Below are 12,400 nucleotides of genomic sequence, written 5' to 3'. Positions count from 1 at the left end.
TACCAATAATAATATCCGCATCAATAGATTCAGCTAATTCAATTCCCAACTGGAGAGCACTGTGTTCTTCTGGATTAGGAGATTTTACTGTACTAAAATTTCCATCTGGCAGTTCCTGTTCTTTAACGACATGAACGTCAGAAAAACCAGCTTTCGCTAAAATTTTTCTTACCGGTTTATTACCGGCACCGTGAAGTGGAGTATATACAATTCGTAAGGGAGTAACATCACCCTGTAAGATAGATTGCGTATATACAGAATCAACGAATTGATCTACAACTTCATCACCAATATATGTTAATTTAGAAGGATCTCCCTCTGCCGGGATTGATACAATATCAGTAATAGCATTTATATACTGAATCAAAACATTGGCAATGGATGGCACGATTTGGGTACCATGTTCGTCATATACTTTATATCCATTATATTCTTTAGGATTATGACTAGCCGTAATGACAATGCCAGCTACTGCATGTAAATATTTTACTGAAAATGATAATACAGGAGTAGGTTCTAACTCTTTAAAAAGATTTACTGGAATTCCTGCAGAGGTAAGGACATTAGCCGCTTCCAATGCAAAAGAATCCGAATTGTTTCGAGAATCATGAGCAATAACAACACCACGCTGAACATCATTTCTTCTATTGGCAAGCAAATAATCTGCAAGACCTTTTGTCGCTTTGCGAATAATATATTTATTCATGCGATTAGAGCCGGCACCCATAACACCACGTAACCCGCCAGTACCGAACTCTAAGTCACGATAAAATCTGTCCTCAATTTCTTTGTCGTCTTTTATTGATAATAATTCTTTTTTTGTATCATCATCTACCCATGATAACCAATTATTATACTTATCTATATAATTCAAAAGAAAATCACTCCCAATAGAATTCAGATTTAAATCAAATCGTATAAAGAACCAAATAACACTACTCATTAATCATTCGTCCAGTAAATTATAGATAAAACTAGCAACTCTGTCCATGTTTTAAAATCAAACAATAACAAAATTTTACTAGTATTTATAACGATATGGATATAGAACACAAAGACTAAGCATTACAATCTACAGTTCACATGTTTAATATGCCCCCTTGTGTTTCAGCACAACAGATATGGTTCTCCAGATGAGTACGATGTCGAACCAGACGTTCCAGTTGCGGACGTACCAGGTATCCATCTGGACCCGTTCGTCATAGGTGGTATCACTGCGGCCGCTGGTCTGCCACATGCCGGTGACGCCGGGACGGACCATGTAGAAGTCTTCGATGTATTTGCCGTATTTGGGAACTTCGGCCTGGATAATGGGGCGCGGGCCGACGAGGCTCATTTCTCCTTTGAGGACGTTGAACAACTGTGGCAGTTCGTCCAGGCTTGTCTTGCGCAGGAATGCGCCACTCCGGGTGATGCGCGGGTCGTCTTTGAGTTTGAATTCTTTTTCCCATTCCCTGCGGGCTTCCGGGTCTTTTGCCAGCAGTTCTTTGAGCTTGACATCGGCATCGACGCACATGCTGCGGAATTTATAGCAGTTGAATTCTTTTCCATGGCGTCCGACGCGGCGGTGTTTGAATATGATGGGTCCTGGAGAGTCTTTGTATATCCAGAGGGATATAGCCAAGAAAACAGGGCTGAGACAGATAATGCCGATGCAGGTACAGACAATATCGAATGCCCGCTTGAGGATACGGTTGTACCGCCGGGCCATGTTGTTGCGGATCTGGAACGCTACGATGTGCCCGTCGATGAGTGTTTCCATATCGAGGGTTGCCAGAGGCATGGTACCCATATCGGGAATAAAGGCGATGTTTTTGACTTTGGGCTGCAGCCGGTATATAATATCCTGCACTTTGTCGTTGCTCAGGCCCGGCGCAATGACCAGGATATGCTGGACACCGGTCTGGTCAATGACAGCTTCGGCATCGGCAAAGGTTCCCAGATGAGGCATGAGCTGTGATACCGCCTTTTCCGGCTTGTTGTCTTCCAGAAAGCCGATGAAATCATAGGCAAGGCCCGAGTCGTCCTTGAAGTATTTTAATACGATAGCCGCCGTCTTTCCTGCCCCCATGATGAGGACCGGGAGCTGCAGCATATGGAAACGGTTCAGTATTTTGCGGCTGACAAAGCGGAATAATACGAGAAAGAAAAATGCGAAAATCCAGATGAATCCGATAAACAACCGTGATGTATGAGATGCCGTTTCCAGTACATACATGAGAAATATCATCATCCCGACAGCATAGAGATCTGCTTTAAAGATACGGGAAATGATTCGCCAGAACTGCATGCGCCGCGTATAGAGGGATTGCACCTGCATAAAGAGGATAAAAATAGCTGGCCCAATCACGTGAAAACTGAGCCAGGAAACATGTAAAACGGAATCGGTTATTAATACATTACGTAATGTATAAGAAATGTATTCTGCCAATAAAACAGCTATATAATCGACAACACCCCATACCAGGGGCAGAATGACAGTACTGTATTTATTCCTGATAGAAATGGATGCTTTCATGACCTCATCATGATCGTTCATTCCTACAACTCCCTTCAAAATTTATAACATGCTTTATTCTATCACAAATCATTTCCTTTGTCAGTATCATCAATTGGCATGCTCCCAGTAAATATGCTTATCCATGTATTCAAAATATTATTGCGTAATTTCAAGCATCAGGTTATTAGAAACATTTACCCATTTCGATTTCCAATCTTCCAATGCAAATAATTTACTATCTGGATTAGGTGAATCTGCACTTTTATCTTCTTGAGCTATTTGGAAAATACACTGACACTTGGATTGTTAGTTAAAAATCAGTTCTACTCTTGCAACAGATAAAGTCTTGGCATATAACCAGATAGCTTTTCAAATTTATCATTTCCTTTATTAACTATATTAAGCCAAGTTGAAATCTATCGTCATCACTAAACTCGCAACTTTCCAAAATGCCGTCAATGAGATATTCACTAATGTTCTCAATATGAATCATTTTATCGTTTTTTAAATCAGTCACATTTTCTTCTAAACAATGCCAGTAGTCAAAATATAATTTATTTAAAAATTCCATATCATTACTCTCATAGGATAGGGACCGCATAAATGAAACGATTTCCATATTACATTTAACAATTCGCATGAGTTTACTAGTTTCTTGCTTATCTGAAAAAAGTTTAAACTTTCGAATCTCCTTAATATTCCATCCATATTTTTTAGAAACCTTCGCACAAGTATCTAAATCTGCAAATGCATACAACGCTCCCAAACGTGAAGGGAAGGTCGGATAATGTGACATTCTATATATCTCTAAATTATATTCTAACGCATAATTTTCAATAATATGCAATACAAAAGGTGATGGCATCTGTGTAGAATTTTCATTTTTAATAAAAGGCAAATATTGAATTTCTCCTTTTATATATTTTTCTGGTGAGACTAAAAATGATTGAAAGCTTGTAGATGTCAGCATTTTACTTAACTGAAAATTATGTTTTAAAACTCTTCCCACTATATCATTGCCGGGGTTCATAAAGATATAAAAAAATTCAGGAGCTTCTTCATTAATATTCAATAATTTCATAATTTCTCTCCAATAATCTGTATTTCTCTTAAAATATAAGTATGAAAAAAATAACGACAATATAGCCAGATAGTTTCTTTTACCATATTTTCCCCAATTTTGCTGCCCTCCACCATGATGCAATCTCTACGAATCAGCCTAGAATGTCCCTTCTGCCCCGACCTGTACTGGCAAGTACACCGGATCCGATGGCATCCAGTACGGTTTATGCGCAGCTACGATGATTTTAATTGACAATGTGTCCTGTCCTTTCGATGATTGAATATGGGGTTAGTAAATGGACTCATGATATGGACTCTGTATTGGAGTAAAGCCCCTTCCACCGCTAACGCGGTCCCCCTTCCCCTCACTGGGACGGCAAAGACATCACAAGCCTGCTCCAGCATCCGTCACAGAAACCACAATATTCTTTTAATTGTGGCTCTCTGCTTATCAAGGGGACGGCAAAGATACTCAGTCCGTTCGGAAGCGGCAAATGTTCAGTCATGAATATGGCTTATTTCTTCGGTTTCCGATGGACGATGAGAGCTTTATCGGCCCATTCGAAGAAGTATGGTTCAGTCATGTAAACAGAATAGTTGGACAGATAGGCAGCCATGAGTTCTTCGTCCGTCCCTGGTAAGTATCCCAGTAGGCTGGAGTTGGCGTGGATGAAGTTCATGTCCTCCTTTTTAATAGCACGGATGAGTTTTTTCGTAATTGGATAATACTGTTTCAAAGTTTCCAGGTACGATTTCGCTTTAGGCCAATCACCGAGCTTGAAGTACAACAAGGCTAAAGGCAACAGATAGAAAGAATTCGTCTTTTCGTCTTTGTTTTGCTTATACAGCTTCAAGGCTTTCAGTTCATTGCATACTTTAGCATACAGTGGCATCAGCTCAAAACGAATGCCCAGATTATCATTCCGGTTAAGGCGCATCATTTCTTCCCCTACCTGGATAGCCTTATTGATGACACCACATTCTGTTAAATTCATCAGATATCTATGCAGCAAACGCATATAAGGGCGTGTTTCCACGACCAGCCAAAAGTCGCCTTTACTACGGTTGTAAATCTGCTGATCTTTTAACCGTTTTTCTTCCTCCGCAATCAGGCCCGGCAGGACTTCGATAAGTTCCAGCGGACCTTTGGCTTCTAATTCGGCCTGAGCCAGTTTGACATCGGCATTATCCGGTTCCAGTTCAGCTGCTTTTGCCAAATATTCTTTCTTGTCTTTTTTTCGATAGGCCTTATCGGCAAAGTCCAAATAATCATAGACATCCATAGGCTCTGCATCACCGTACAAATTCTCGATACTTTCATTATGCTGTACCATAAATTCATCGATTAACTGATTCAATTCTGCTTCACTTTGCGGACCGTTTGGAGCCCTTTCATTAATAAATTCATGTAGTCCTTTCATTACTTTATCCATGGTATGCATATAAAATTCCCCTTTCAGGCTTTTTGATTAAGGTCTGTGTACGTATCCATTCACTGGAATCTTCTTTTATAAGTATATACGTCTTTGAAATATATCAGCTAATATGCACCCTTATGCTTCAGGACGACGGATATGGTCCTCCAGATGAGCACGATATCAAACCATACATTCCAATTGCGGACGTACCAGGTATCCATCTGGACCCGTTCGTCGTAGGTTGTGTCGCTGCGGCCGCTGGTCTGCCACATGCCGGTGACACCGGGACGGACCATGTAGAAGTCTTCAATGTATTTGCCGTATTTGGGAACTTCGGCCTGTATGATGGGGCGTGGACCGACAAGGCTCATTTCTCCTTTCAGGACGTTGAATAATTGGGGCAGTTCGTCCAGGCTGGTTTTGCGCAGGAATGCACCGCTACGGGTAATCCGCGGGTCGTCTTTGAGTTTGAATTCTTTCTCCCATTCTTTGCGGGCTTCCGGGTCTTTTGCCAGGAGTTCTTTGAGCCTGACATCGGCATCGACGCACATGCTTCGGAATTTGTAACAGTTGAATTCCTTTCCATGACGGCCGACGCGGCGGTGTTTGAATATGATAGGGCCCGGCGAGTCTTTGTATATCCACAGGGAAATAGCCACAAATACGGGACTCAGACAGATAATGCCGATACAGGTACAGACTATATCGAACAGGCGCTTGATGATACGGTTGTACCGCCGGGCCATGTTATTGCGGATCTGGAAGGCTACGATGTGCCCGTCGATGAGTGTTTCCATATCGAGGGTGGCCAGTGGCATGGTTCCCATATCGGGAATGAAGGCGATGTTTTTTACTTTGGGCTGCAGACGGTATATGATATCTTGTACTTTATCATTGCTGAGCCCCGGCGCGATGACCAGGACTTGCTGGACGCCTGTCTGGTCGATGACGGCTTCGGCATCGGCAAAGGTCCCCAGATGTGGCATGAGTCTGGCAACTTCCGGTTCTGGTTTATGATCTTCCAGAAAGCCGATAAAATCATAGGCAAGGCCGGAATCGTCCTTGAAATACTTCAGCACAATAGCAGCCGTCTTTCCTGCCCCCATGATAAGCACCGGGAGCTGCAGCATATGGAGACGGTTCAATAGTTTACGGCTGACGAAGCGGAATAATACGAGAAAGAAGAAGGCAAATATCCAGATGAATCCGATAAATAACCGTGATGTATGTGAGGCCGTTTCCAGAACATACATGAGAAATATCATCACACCGACGGCATACAGATTGGCCTTAAAAATGCGGGAAATGATGCGCCAGAACTGCATGCGCCGTGTATACAGAGACTGAACCTGCATGAAAAGGATAAAAATAGCTGGCCCAATTACGTGAAAACTGAGCCAGGAAATATGCAGGGCCGGATTGGTAATGAGTGCATTACGCAGGAAAAAAGACAGCTGTTCCGCCAACAGGACAGCTATATAATCGATTACGACCCACAACAGAGGCAGCACGACAGTGCTGTATTTATTTTTTATAGAAATGGATGTTTTCATGACGTTACCATGTCCGTTCATTCCCAGAATCCTCCTAGTTTGTAGCTTGTTTCATTTTAACACACCCGGCAATTTTTGTCATTACGAATCAAACGTTTTGTTTTTTCTTTGAAATAGCGTAATCGGTTCAGTCTTATTTCATGGTCGTACGTACAGAAAATCCGCACAGCAACCAAATCTACTGTGCGGATTTACATCATTCATAATCAGTTTCTTTCAGATTGAATCCGTTATTTCTTTTGCATCTCATTTGTGATATGATTGTAAAAAAGCATACGAAAGGAACTCCCCCATGAACTTGAAATGCGTTTTGCTCCTGTTTATCCTAACAGCCATTCCCATGTTCTACGGATCCAGCCAGGCAGCCGGATCTTCCACTTTTCCAGTAATCGTTCCTGATGATGTACAATCGGAGCCATTAGAAGACGAAGAAATTCTGAGGACGCAGAAAAATACCTATCCCTATGTCGAAGTGCACGGTGATTACCGTTGGCTTTGGGGGAAAGGACGGTTTTCCGCTCATACCGCCCAGTTTGGCAAGGAGAGTCGCCGGCATGATGAAACGATATATATGGCGACGCGCCGGCTGCGGATTTTTCCTTTCATCCATCTGAACGAACATACAACCATACGGACCCAGTTGGAAGATAACCGGAATGATAAAGACCATGACGCAGACCATCATCTTTATCTGGGCAGACTGTATATCCAACATGAAACGGAGCAGACGAAAGTAGAAGCAGGCCGTTTCAATTATTATCTGCTCGATGGCAATGTTATTGACAAAAAGGTGGACGGCCTGCGGTTCCGTCTCGGTCAGAAAGGGATTTCTCCCGGCAGCATTACGCTCTTTGCCGGCCGCACGACAGGCCCTGATGATGAACATCGGAAAATAGGATGGAGTCTCCTACACAGCAGGCTTAACGGCCGCTTCCAGAGCGATACGGCCTTTCTGGATTTCCGCAATGCCAGCAGTCTCCCACCGACGTTTCCATCATTAGCTGCTTACGGAATATATCCGGGGCAGGCCGGTACGAGGTATGACCGGCAGCGCATCTTCCTGTGGCGCGGATCTTATCAGATACGGCCGGATTTGTCGGCCCGGCTGGAATGGCTCCACGCCTGGGGGCGTCATGAGGCGGACCAGTACAGCCAGTCTGAAACGGGATTTGTCGCCTCCCTCATCTACGGAGAGCTGGATGAACGGAAACAAGGCTCCTATGAAGCATGGATCCGCTATTATGACCAGCCTGCTTCTACCATCCTGTACCACACGATGGATGCCGATGCGACATTTTTCCGCCGCATGGGATTCCGTGGCTGGGGAATCCGTCTGGACTACGTTCTCCAACCGGGACTTATCTGGGCTGTCGAAGGCTTTTCACTGAAAAACCGTCACGATACCACCTATATGGCTTCTTTCCATGAATATGTCATCGGCACCAGTCTGACAGCTTATTTCTAGGGGGCCGACGCATATCCTTTATCGGCAGCTTCGACAGCAAGGCCTACGATGCTTTTATGACCGGTCTTACTGAGCATATTGCTGATATGAAAGCTGACGGTCCGCTTACTGATTCCCAGTTCGTCGGCAATTTCCTGATAGGACAAATTGCGGCAGATCAGCCGGAGGATATCCAGTTCCCGCTCAGTCAGGGTTACACCACAGACACCGAACGTCACATTCCCCTGTACATCGGGATATATCTGCTCGCCTGCTACAGTCCGCTTCATGCACTCGATAAAGGCAGCGGCCGAACTTTCTTTATAGATGAAACTGTCGGCTCCGGCATCACGGGACATTTCCAAAAAACTAATATCCTGAAACCCGGTCATGATGATGATTTTCTGACCGGGATTTTTTTCTTTTAGCCGCTTTGTCAATTCAATGCCACTGTTTTTCCCCTCCATGCAGATATCCATGAAAATCACATCCGGCTTTGTCAGGGAGCAGGCGGATTCGACCATTTCCGAGAATGGAATTGTTCCAACAATTTCTACATCATCACATTGAGATAAAATGGCTGCCAGTCCTTCGAGCAGAATTTTTTGATCGTCAATGACGAGTACACGAATCATAGTCATCCTCTCCTTCTACGGACAGAACAAAATGAGGTTTTCCTTTCAGATGAAGTGCAGCGCCCATTTTTCTGACTCTTCGTTCAATTCCCTGCAGTCCATTGCCGGGCTGTATGGGTCCCAGGCACCCAATACCGTTATCACGGATTGTCAGTATCCGTTTTCCCGTAAGAGGAAGCTCTATCGAGACCTGGCTTGCCTTTCCGTGAAGCAGGGCATTGGTCAGGGATTCCCGGATAATACTTACCAGATCAGCAGCGAACTCCGCATCCGCCGGCAGAGCACCGGTCAGGGTGATGTCGATGCCAAGACTGCAATAGGTACGGATGAGTACGTCCAGCCGTTCTGCCGGATTATCCGCCGTCTCGCGGCGCATATCTGCCAGGACATTTTCTACCAGTGGCAGGATTGCCGCATAATCGGTCGTATTTTTATTATTCAGGAGCTGCTGCAGGATGGTAATACGCTGCCCCATGAGATCGTGGATCTTATAGCGCATTTCTTCTGTCGTCCGTTGGGTTTGTATATCGACTAGATGATTGAGAAGATATTTCATTTTTTCATTCCGCTGTTCCAGAAGCTGGTTTTTCTGGTCCAACTCCCGGTTCACCCGGTCCAGATTCGTCACATCCAGTGCCGTGATCTGCCAGCCTGACTGATTTCTGAACTGGATATGATGCCGCTGCAGCAGCCATGCCATGCCATTTTTCTTTCGGAACAGAAGGTCCTGCCCCTGACGCTCCATGGTAACGTGTTCCGTATTGTTCCAGTTTGACAGGAGATGCCAGAAAATATTCGCATTGCGGATGACTGTGCCCAACAACTTTTCCATGACATCATACATGACGTAATTGACCAGGACAGGCTCTCCTTTTTCCAGACTGAACAAGACTCCCTCTTCCAGAAAATCGACGGCTGACTGGATGGAACGGGCTGTCAGCTGACTCCGGTATTGGCGGTATGCCGCCGGAAAAACCAGGATGAGACGCAGGGCTATGCATGACAATGCCAATAACAGCGACCAGGGAAGCCACGTGTCTAATTCCGGAAGGAGAAAGAACGAGGCAATGAGCAGATACTGTCCACCGGCATGGAAATCATGAATCATGTACAATGTGCTGATGATAATTACTAATATGATGCCATAACGCCAGATATTCAGTGCTTCTATATACAGGATTCCATCTGCCCTATCAGTCATGACTTCATACAAGATAGTCACAATTGCCAGAAGAACAATGAGATTGCTTCCCTCGAGGCATTTGCGGCCCATATTGCGGAATTCCTGCTGTGGCATCAGGAAATAGTACAGCAGGCTGCTGGCAATGAAGAGGATGATAGCCACGGTCATACAAATAATGCAGAATGTACTGGAAAGGGTGTAAATATTAATCATGATACGACTCCTTTCCAATAGAAACAGTCAAACGGCGCCCATATTCGAGCCTGTCATAGATAAGCGGCTCTGGCAGTGTGCTGCCCGCCAGAGCCCTGGGAAGCCAGTCTGATTCTTCCGGCCGGTCTTCCAACATTACCGAAAGCGTCCATGCCCGGCCGGTTTCAGAAAAATGACAGATCCAGTATGGCTCGTGATGAGCAATAGATGCTTCCCCTATTTCTTCAAACATATCATATAGAAAGAGCGCTGTCTTATCCGGTATGGTCCCGGAAAGGCGGACCGTAGCCATGCCACGCAGGCCTGCGACAGTCATATAATGCTGGGATTCGCTGACTGCCAGAGATAATTCCCGTACTTCCAGGATACCTTTTTCTTTTCCGCGGAGCAAGAGAATGCACCGCTTTTTCAGATAGCAGACCATGACGTTCAGATGACTGACGATAGCATCAGCTTCGATTCCCGGCTTCATAGACTGCAGCGCTTTCATATAAGCTGCAATACGCTCCCGCTTGCTGCTGATGACTTGCTCCAGTTCGGCATAGATACATCGGCTGACTTCCTGATGAATGACCTGGCGCTGGATTTCTTCTTCTCTCCGTAATAAGTGGTACGACCGTTCCAGTGCCTGCGCAACGAGGGAGAGATTTCTCTTTTGCTGACGCAGATGTCGTACATCGCGATACCAGCGTACCCAGCCACCACGTATGGGCATGGTCTGGATTTCCATATCTTCCAGAGGCAGATTATTTATATCCCGTGATGCATATGCGACACGGCCCGAATCATCACAAAGCTGTATAGCAAGACGGGACTGACGGAAAAATTCGATATAGCCTTCATTGGTCGGGATAATCCGGATACGCATCACTACTTCCAGCCAGATAAGCGTCCATACTACGGTCGTCAAAACTAGTTCAGAAATACGGCAGAAGGGGATTTTCATCAGATAGCCGACGATATATCCTCCGTAGAACAGGCAACACAGGAACGGCAGGATAAGGCGGAACGAACGCTGCACATGCTGCTTCCACGATGCATAACAGAGCCAGAAATTAACGACCAGAAACTCGGCACCATACGATACGGCCAGGAGGTAATACAGCGGTCCGTTACCATGATAAGAATTGGCATCGCCTGCAATGTCCGGCAGGATGAATGCCCATTGATGTATATCATTCGTACATACGAGTACGGCCAATACCAGATTGTAAGAAAACAACAGGCGCAGCCATGGCGGGCATTCAGGGTGCCAGTCCGGTTGTGACGCCATATAGCCGATCCATACGATCAAGGAAACGAGCAGTCCGAAAAAAAGATAATAGCTATACCAGCTCCAGCGGATTAGATCCACGGCATATCCCGGCAGCATCAATTTGTACATGCGCAGGAGAACCCATCCACAAAGAACAAGAGTAAGACCAGCATAGGCATTCCTCATGCGGGGCTGTATGACGTGGCGGCGCAGGCGGCAGCCCCAGAGGATTGTCACAAACAGGGCGGCCATATACCATAACATGTTATTCGTACCGGTGAGAACGTTTTTTTCATATACATGAAAGACATGGAACAGCATCTGATGGCTGATTAAATCAGCACTAACAAAAAAGGATTCCTGGTCGGATATCTGCACGGCTCCTTCCATGGGTTCCGTCCGGTAAGCGGCATCAGCCAGACAATCAGCCAGTCTAGCATCATCCACTACCAGCGGTATCTTCGATAAAAGTCCCTTCTGAAATGCCAGCGTTCCTTCATCGGGGACGACGATATGGATAGGCGCCCCGCGCCGCTGCCATTGCCGCGCCTGGTAATCGTAGAGAACATAGACCTGTGCAGCCGGACGGTTTCTGTAGGGCTGCATGATATTAAATCCCGTGAGTGTATCCAGCTGGAACCGGCCCTCCTCATGGATTTTTTTCAGTGCCTGCACGGCCAGCTGGCCGGAAACATCTCTGCCTAATCCATAACTCATAGCCTGGACAGAAAAAGAATATTGTGGCTGTGACGAAAGGATGCAGACCGTTACAGGCAGGGTCTGCAGACTATGCCAGCCTGTAATGTCATACGGGCAGTCATCACTGACGGCTAATACGACAGTCGCCATATAATGAGGATACCAATAATAGGAATAACGGGTGTTTTTCTGTAATACGGTGGCCTGGATATCGTATGCTTCCATAGCAGTTACATCGGTATCGGTAAATAATTCCATGATATAGTCATCATGGCCCGTACACTCATCCAAAGAAAAGACGGTGCGTTCCAGGACCTGTCCATAGGCATCTCTCCAGGTGTTATCATATATGATAGAAACGGCCTGGCACATCATTGATATGAGCCAGAATACAACAATTCCGCATGCGGTCAGCCATTTTTTTCCAATCATCGTTTC

General features: G+C 45.3%; 9 protein-coding genes and 1 pseudogene. 1 reads left to right on the top strand and 9 read right to left on the bottom strand.

Annotated elements, in window-relative coordinates; translation table 11 throughout:
- From B4H10_RS06500 to wbaP (B4H10_RS06475), 6 genes and pseudogenes are all read right to left on the bottom strand, one after another.
- Positions 1–874: pseudogene (locus B4H10_RS06500) on the bottom strand (phospho-sugar mutase); the annotation flags it as partial.
- Between the two features lie 213 nt (positions 875–1,087).
- On the bottom strand, positions 1,088–2,539 hold the full coding sequence (gene wbaP / locus B4H10_RS06495) for an undecaprenyl-phosphate galactose phosphotransferase WbaP (protein ID WP_075582341.1): 1,452 nt from the start codon (positions 2,537–2,539) through the stop codon (positions 1,088–1,090).
- 355 nt (positions 2,540–2,894) lie between these two features.
- Positions 2,895–3,581 (bottom strand): hypothetical protein, encoded by a 687-nt coding sequence (locus tag B4H10_RS06490; protein ID WP_075582340.1) that lies wholly within the window; start codon positions 3,579–3,581, stop codon positions 2,895–2,897.
- Between the two features lie 138 nt (positions 3,582–3,719).
- Complete coding sequence (locus B4H10_RS06485) at positions 3,720–3,818, bottom strand: DUF4422 domain-containing protein (protein WP_292018474.1); 99 nt, start codon at positions 3,816–3,818, stop codon at positions 3,720–3,722.
- Positions 3,819–4,077: 259 nt separating this feature from the next.
- Positions 4,078–5,004, bottom strand: coding sequence for a tetratricopeptide repeat protein (locus B4H10_RS06480; RefSeq protein ID WP_075582339.1), 927 nt, complete (start codon positions 5,002–5,004; stop codon positions 4,078–4,080).
- A 98-nt stretch (positions 5,005–5,102) separates the two neighbouring features.
- On the bottom strand, positions 5,103–6,554 hold the full coding sequence (wbaP, locus tag B4H10_RS06475; protein WP_292018473.1) for an undecaprenyl-phosphate galactose phosphotransferase WbaP: 1,452 nt from the start codon (positions 6,552–6,554) through the stop codon (positions 5,103–5,105).
- Positions 6,555–6,825: 271 nt separating this feature from the next.
- Between wbaP (B4H10_RS06475) and B4H10_RS06470 the strand changes: the two genes are divergently transcribed.
- Positions 6,826–7,998 (top strand): hypothetical protein, encoded by a 1,173-nt coding sequence (locus B4H10_RS06470; protein WP_292018472.1) that lies wholly within the window; start codon positions 6,826–6,828, stop codon positions 7,996–7,998.
- Here B4H10_RS06470 and B4H10_RS06465 read toward each other — a convergent pair.
- The 3 genes from B4H10_RS06465 to B4H10_RS06455 are packed head-to-tail and all read right to left on the bottom strand — an operon-like array spanning position 7,995 to position 12,394.
- A complete protein-coding gene (locus B4H10_RS06465) occupies positions 7,995–8,612 on the bottom strand; it encodes a response regulator (RefSeq protein ID WP_059077475.1) in 618 nt (205 codons plus the stop codon). The genes B4H10_RS06470 and B4H10_RS06465 overlap by 4 nt on opposite strands.
- Entirely contained in the window at positions 8,590–10,008 is a 1,419-nt protein-coding gene (locus tag B4H10_RS06460; RefSeq protein WP_292018471.1) for a histidine kinase, read from the bottom strand. Before B4H10_RS06460 ends, B4H10_RS06465 begins: the two co-directional genes overlap by 23 nt.
- Complete coding sequence (locus B4H10_RS06455) at positions 10,001–12,394, bottom strand: hypothetical protein (RefSeq protein WP_292018470.1); 2,394 nt, start codon at positions 12,392–12,394, stop codon at positions 10,001–10,003. Before B4H10_RS06455 ends, B4H10_RS06460 begins: the two co-directional genes overlap by 8 nt.
- Positions 12,395–12,400: the final 6 nt, after the last annotated feature.

This window comes from Megasphaera sp. UBA4382 (assembly GCF_002391155.1).
Classification (GTDB): Bacteria; Bacillota; Negativicutes; order Veillonellales; family Megasphaeraceae; genus Megasphaera; species Megasphaera hexanoica.
Note: the sequence above shows the minus strand (reverse complement) of the source record. Positions and strands in the feature narration are given on the sequence as shown.

Coding starts and splice junctions, on each gene's coding strand:
- B4H10_RS06470 (WP_292018472.1), top strand. CDS start 6,826: ATGAACTTGAAATGCGTTTTGCTCCTGTTTATCCTAACAGCCATTCCC.
- B4H10_RS06455 (WP_292018470.1), bottom strand. CDS start 12,394: ATGATTGGAAAAAAATGGCTGACCGCATGCGGAATTGTTGTATTCTGG.
- B4H10_RS06490 (WP_075582340.1), bottom strand. CDS start 3,581: ATGAAATTATTGAATATTAATGAAGAAGCTCCTGAATTTTTTTATATC.
- wbaP (WP_292018473.1), bottom strand. CDS start 6,554: ATGAACGGACATGGTAACGTCATGAAAACATCCATTTCTATAAAAAAT.
- wbaP (WP_075582341.1), bottom strand. CDS start 2,539: ATGAACGATCATGATGAGGTCATGAAAGCATCCATTTCTATCAGGAAT.
- B4H10_RS06465 (WP_059077475.1), bottom strand. CDS start 8,612: ATGATTCGTGTACTCGTCATTGACGATCAAAAAATTCTGCTCGAAGGA.
- B4H10_RS06480 (WP_075582339.1), bottom strand. CDS start 5,004: ATGCATACCATGGATAAAGTAATGAAAGGACTACATGAATTTATTAAT.
- B4H10_RS06460 (WP_292018471.1), bottom strand. CDS start 10,008: ATGATTAATATTTACACCCTTTCCAGTACATTCTGCATTATTTGTATG.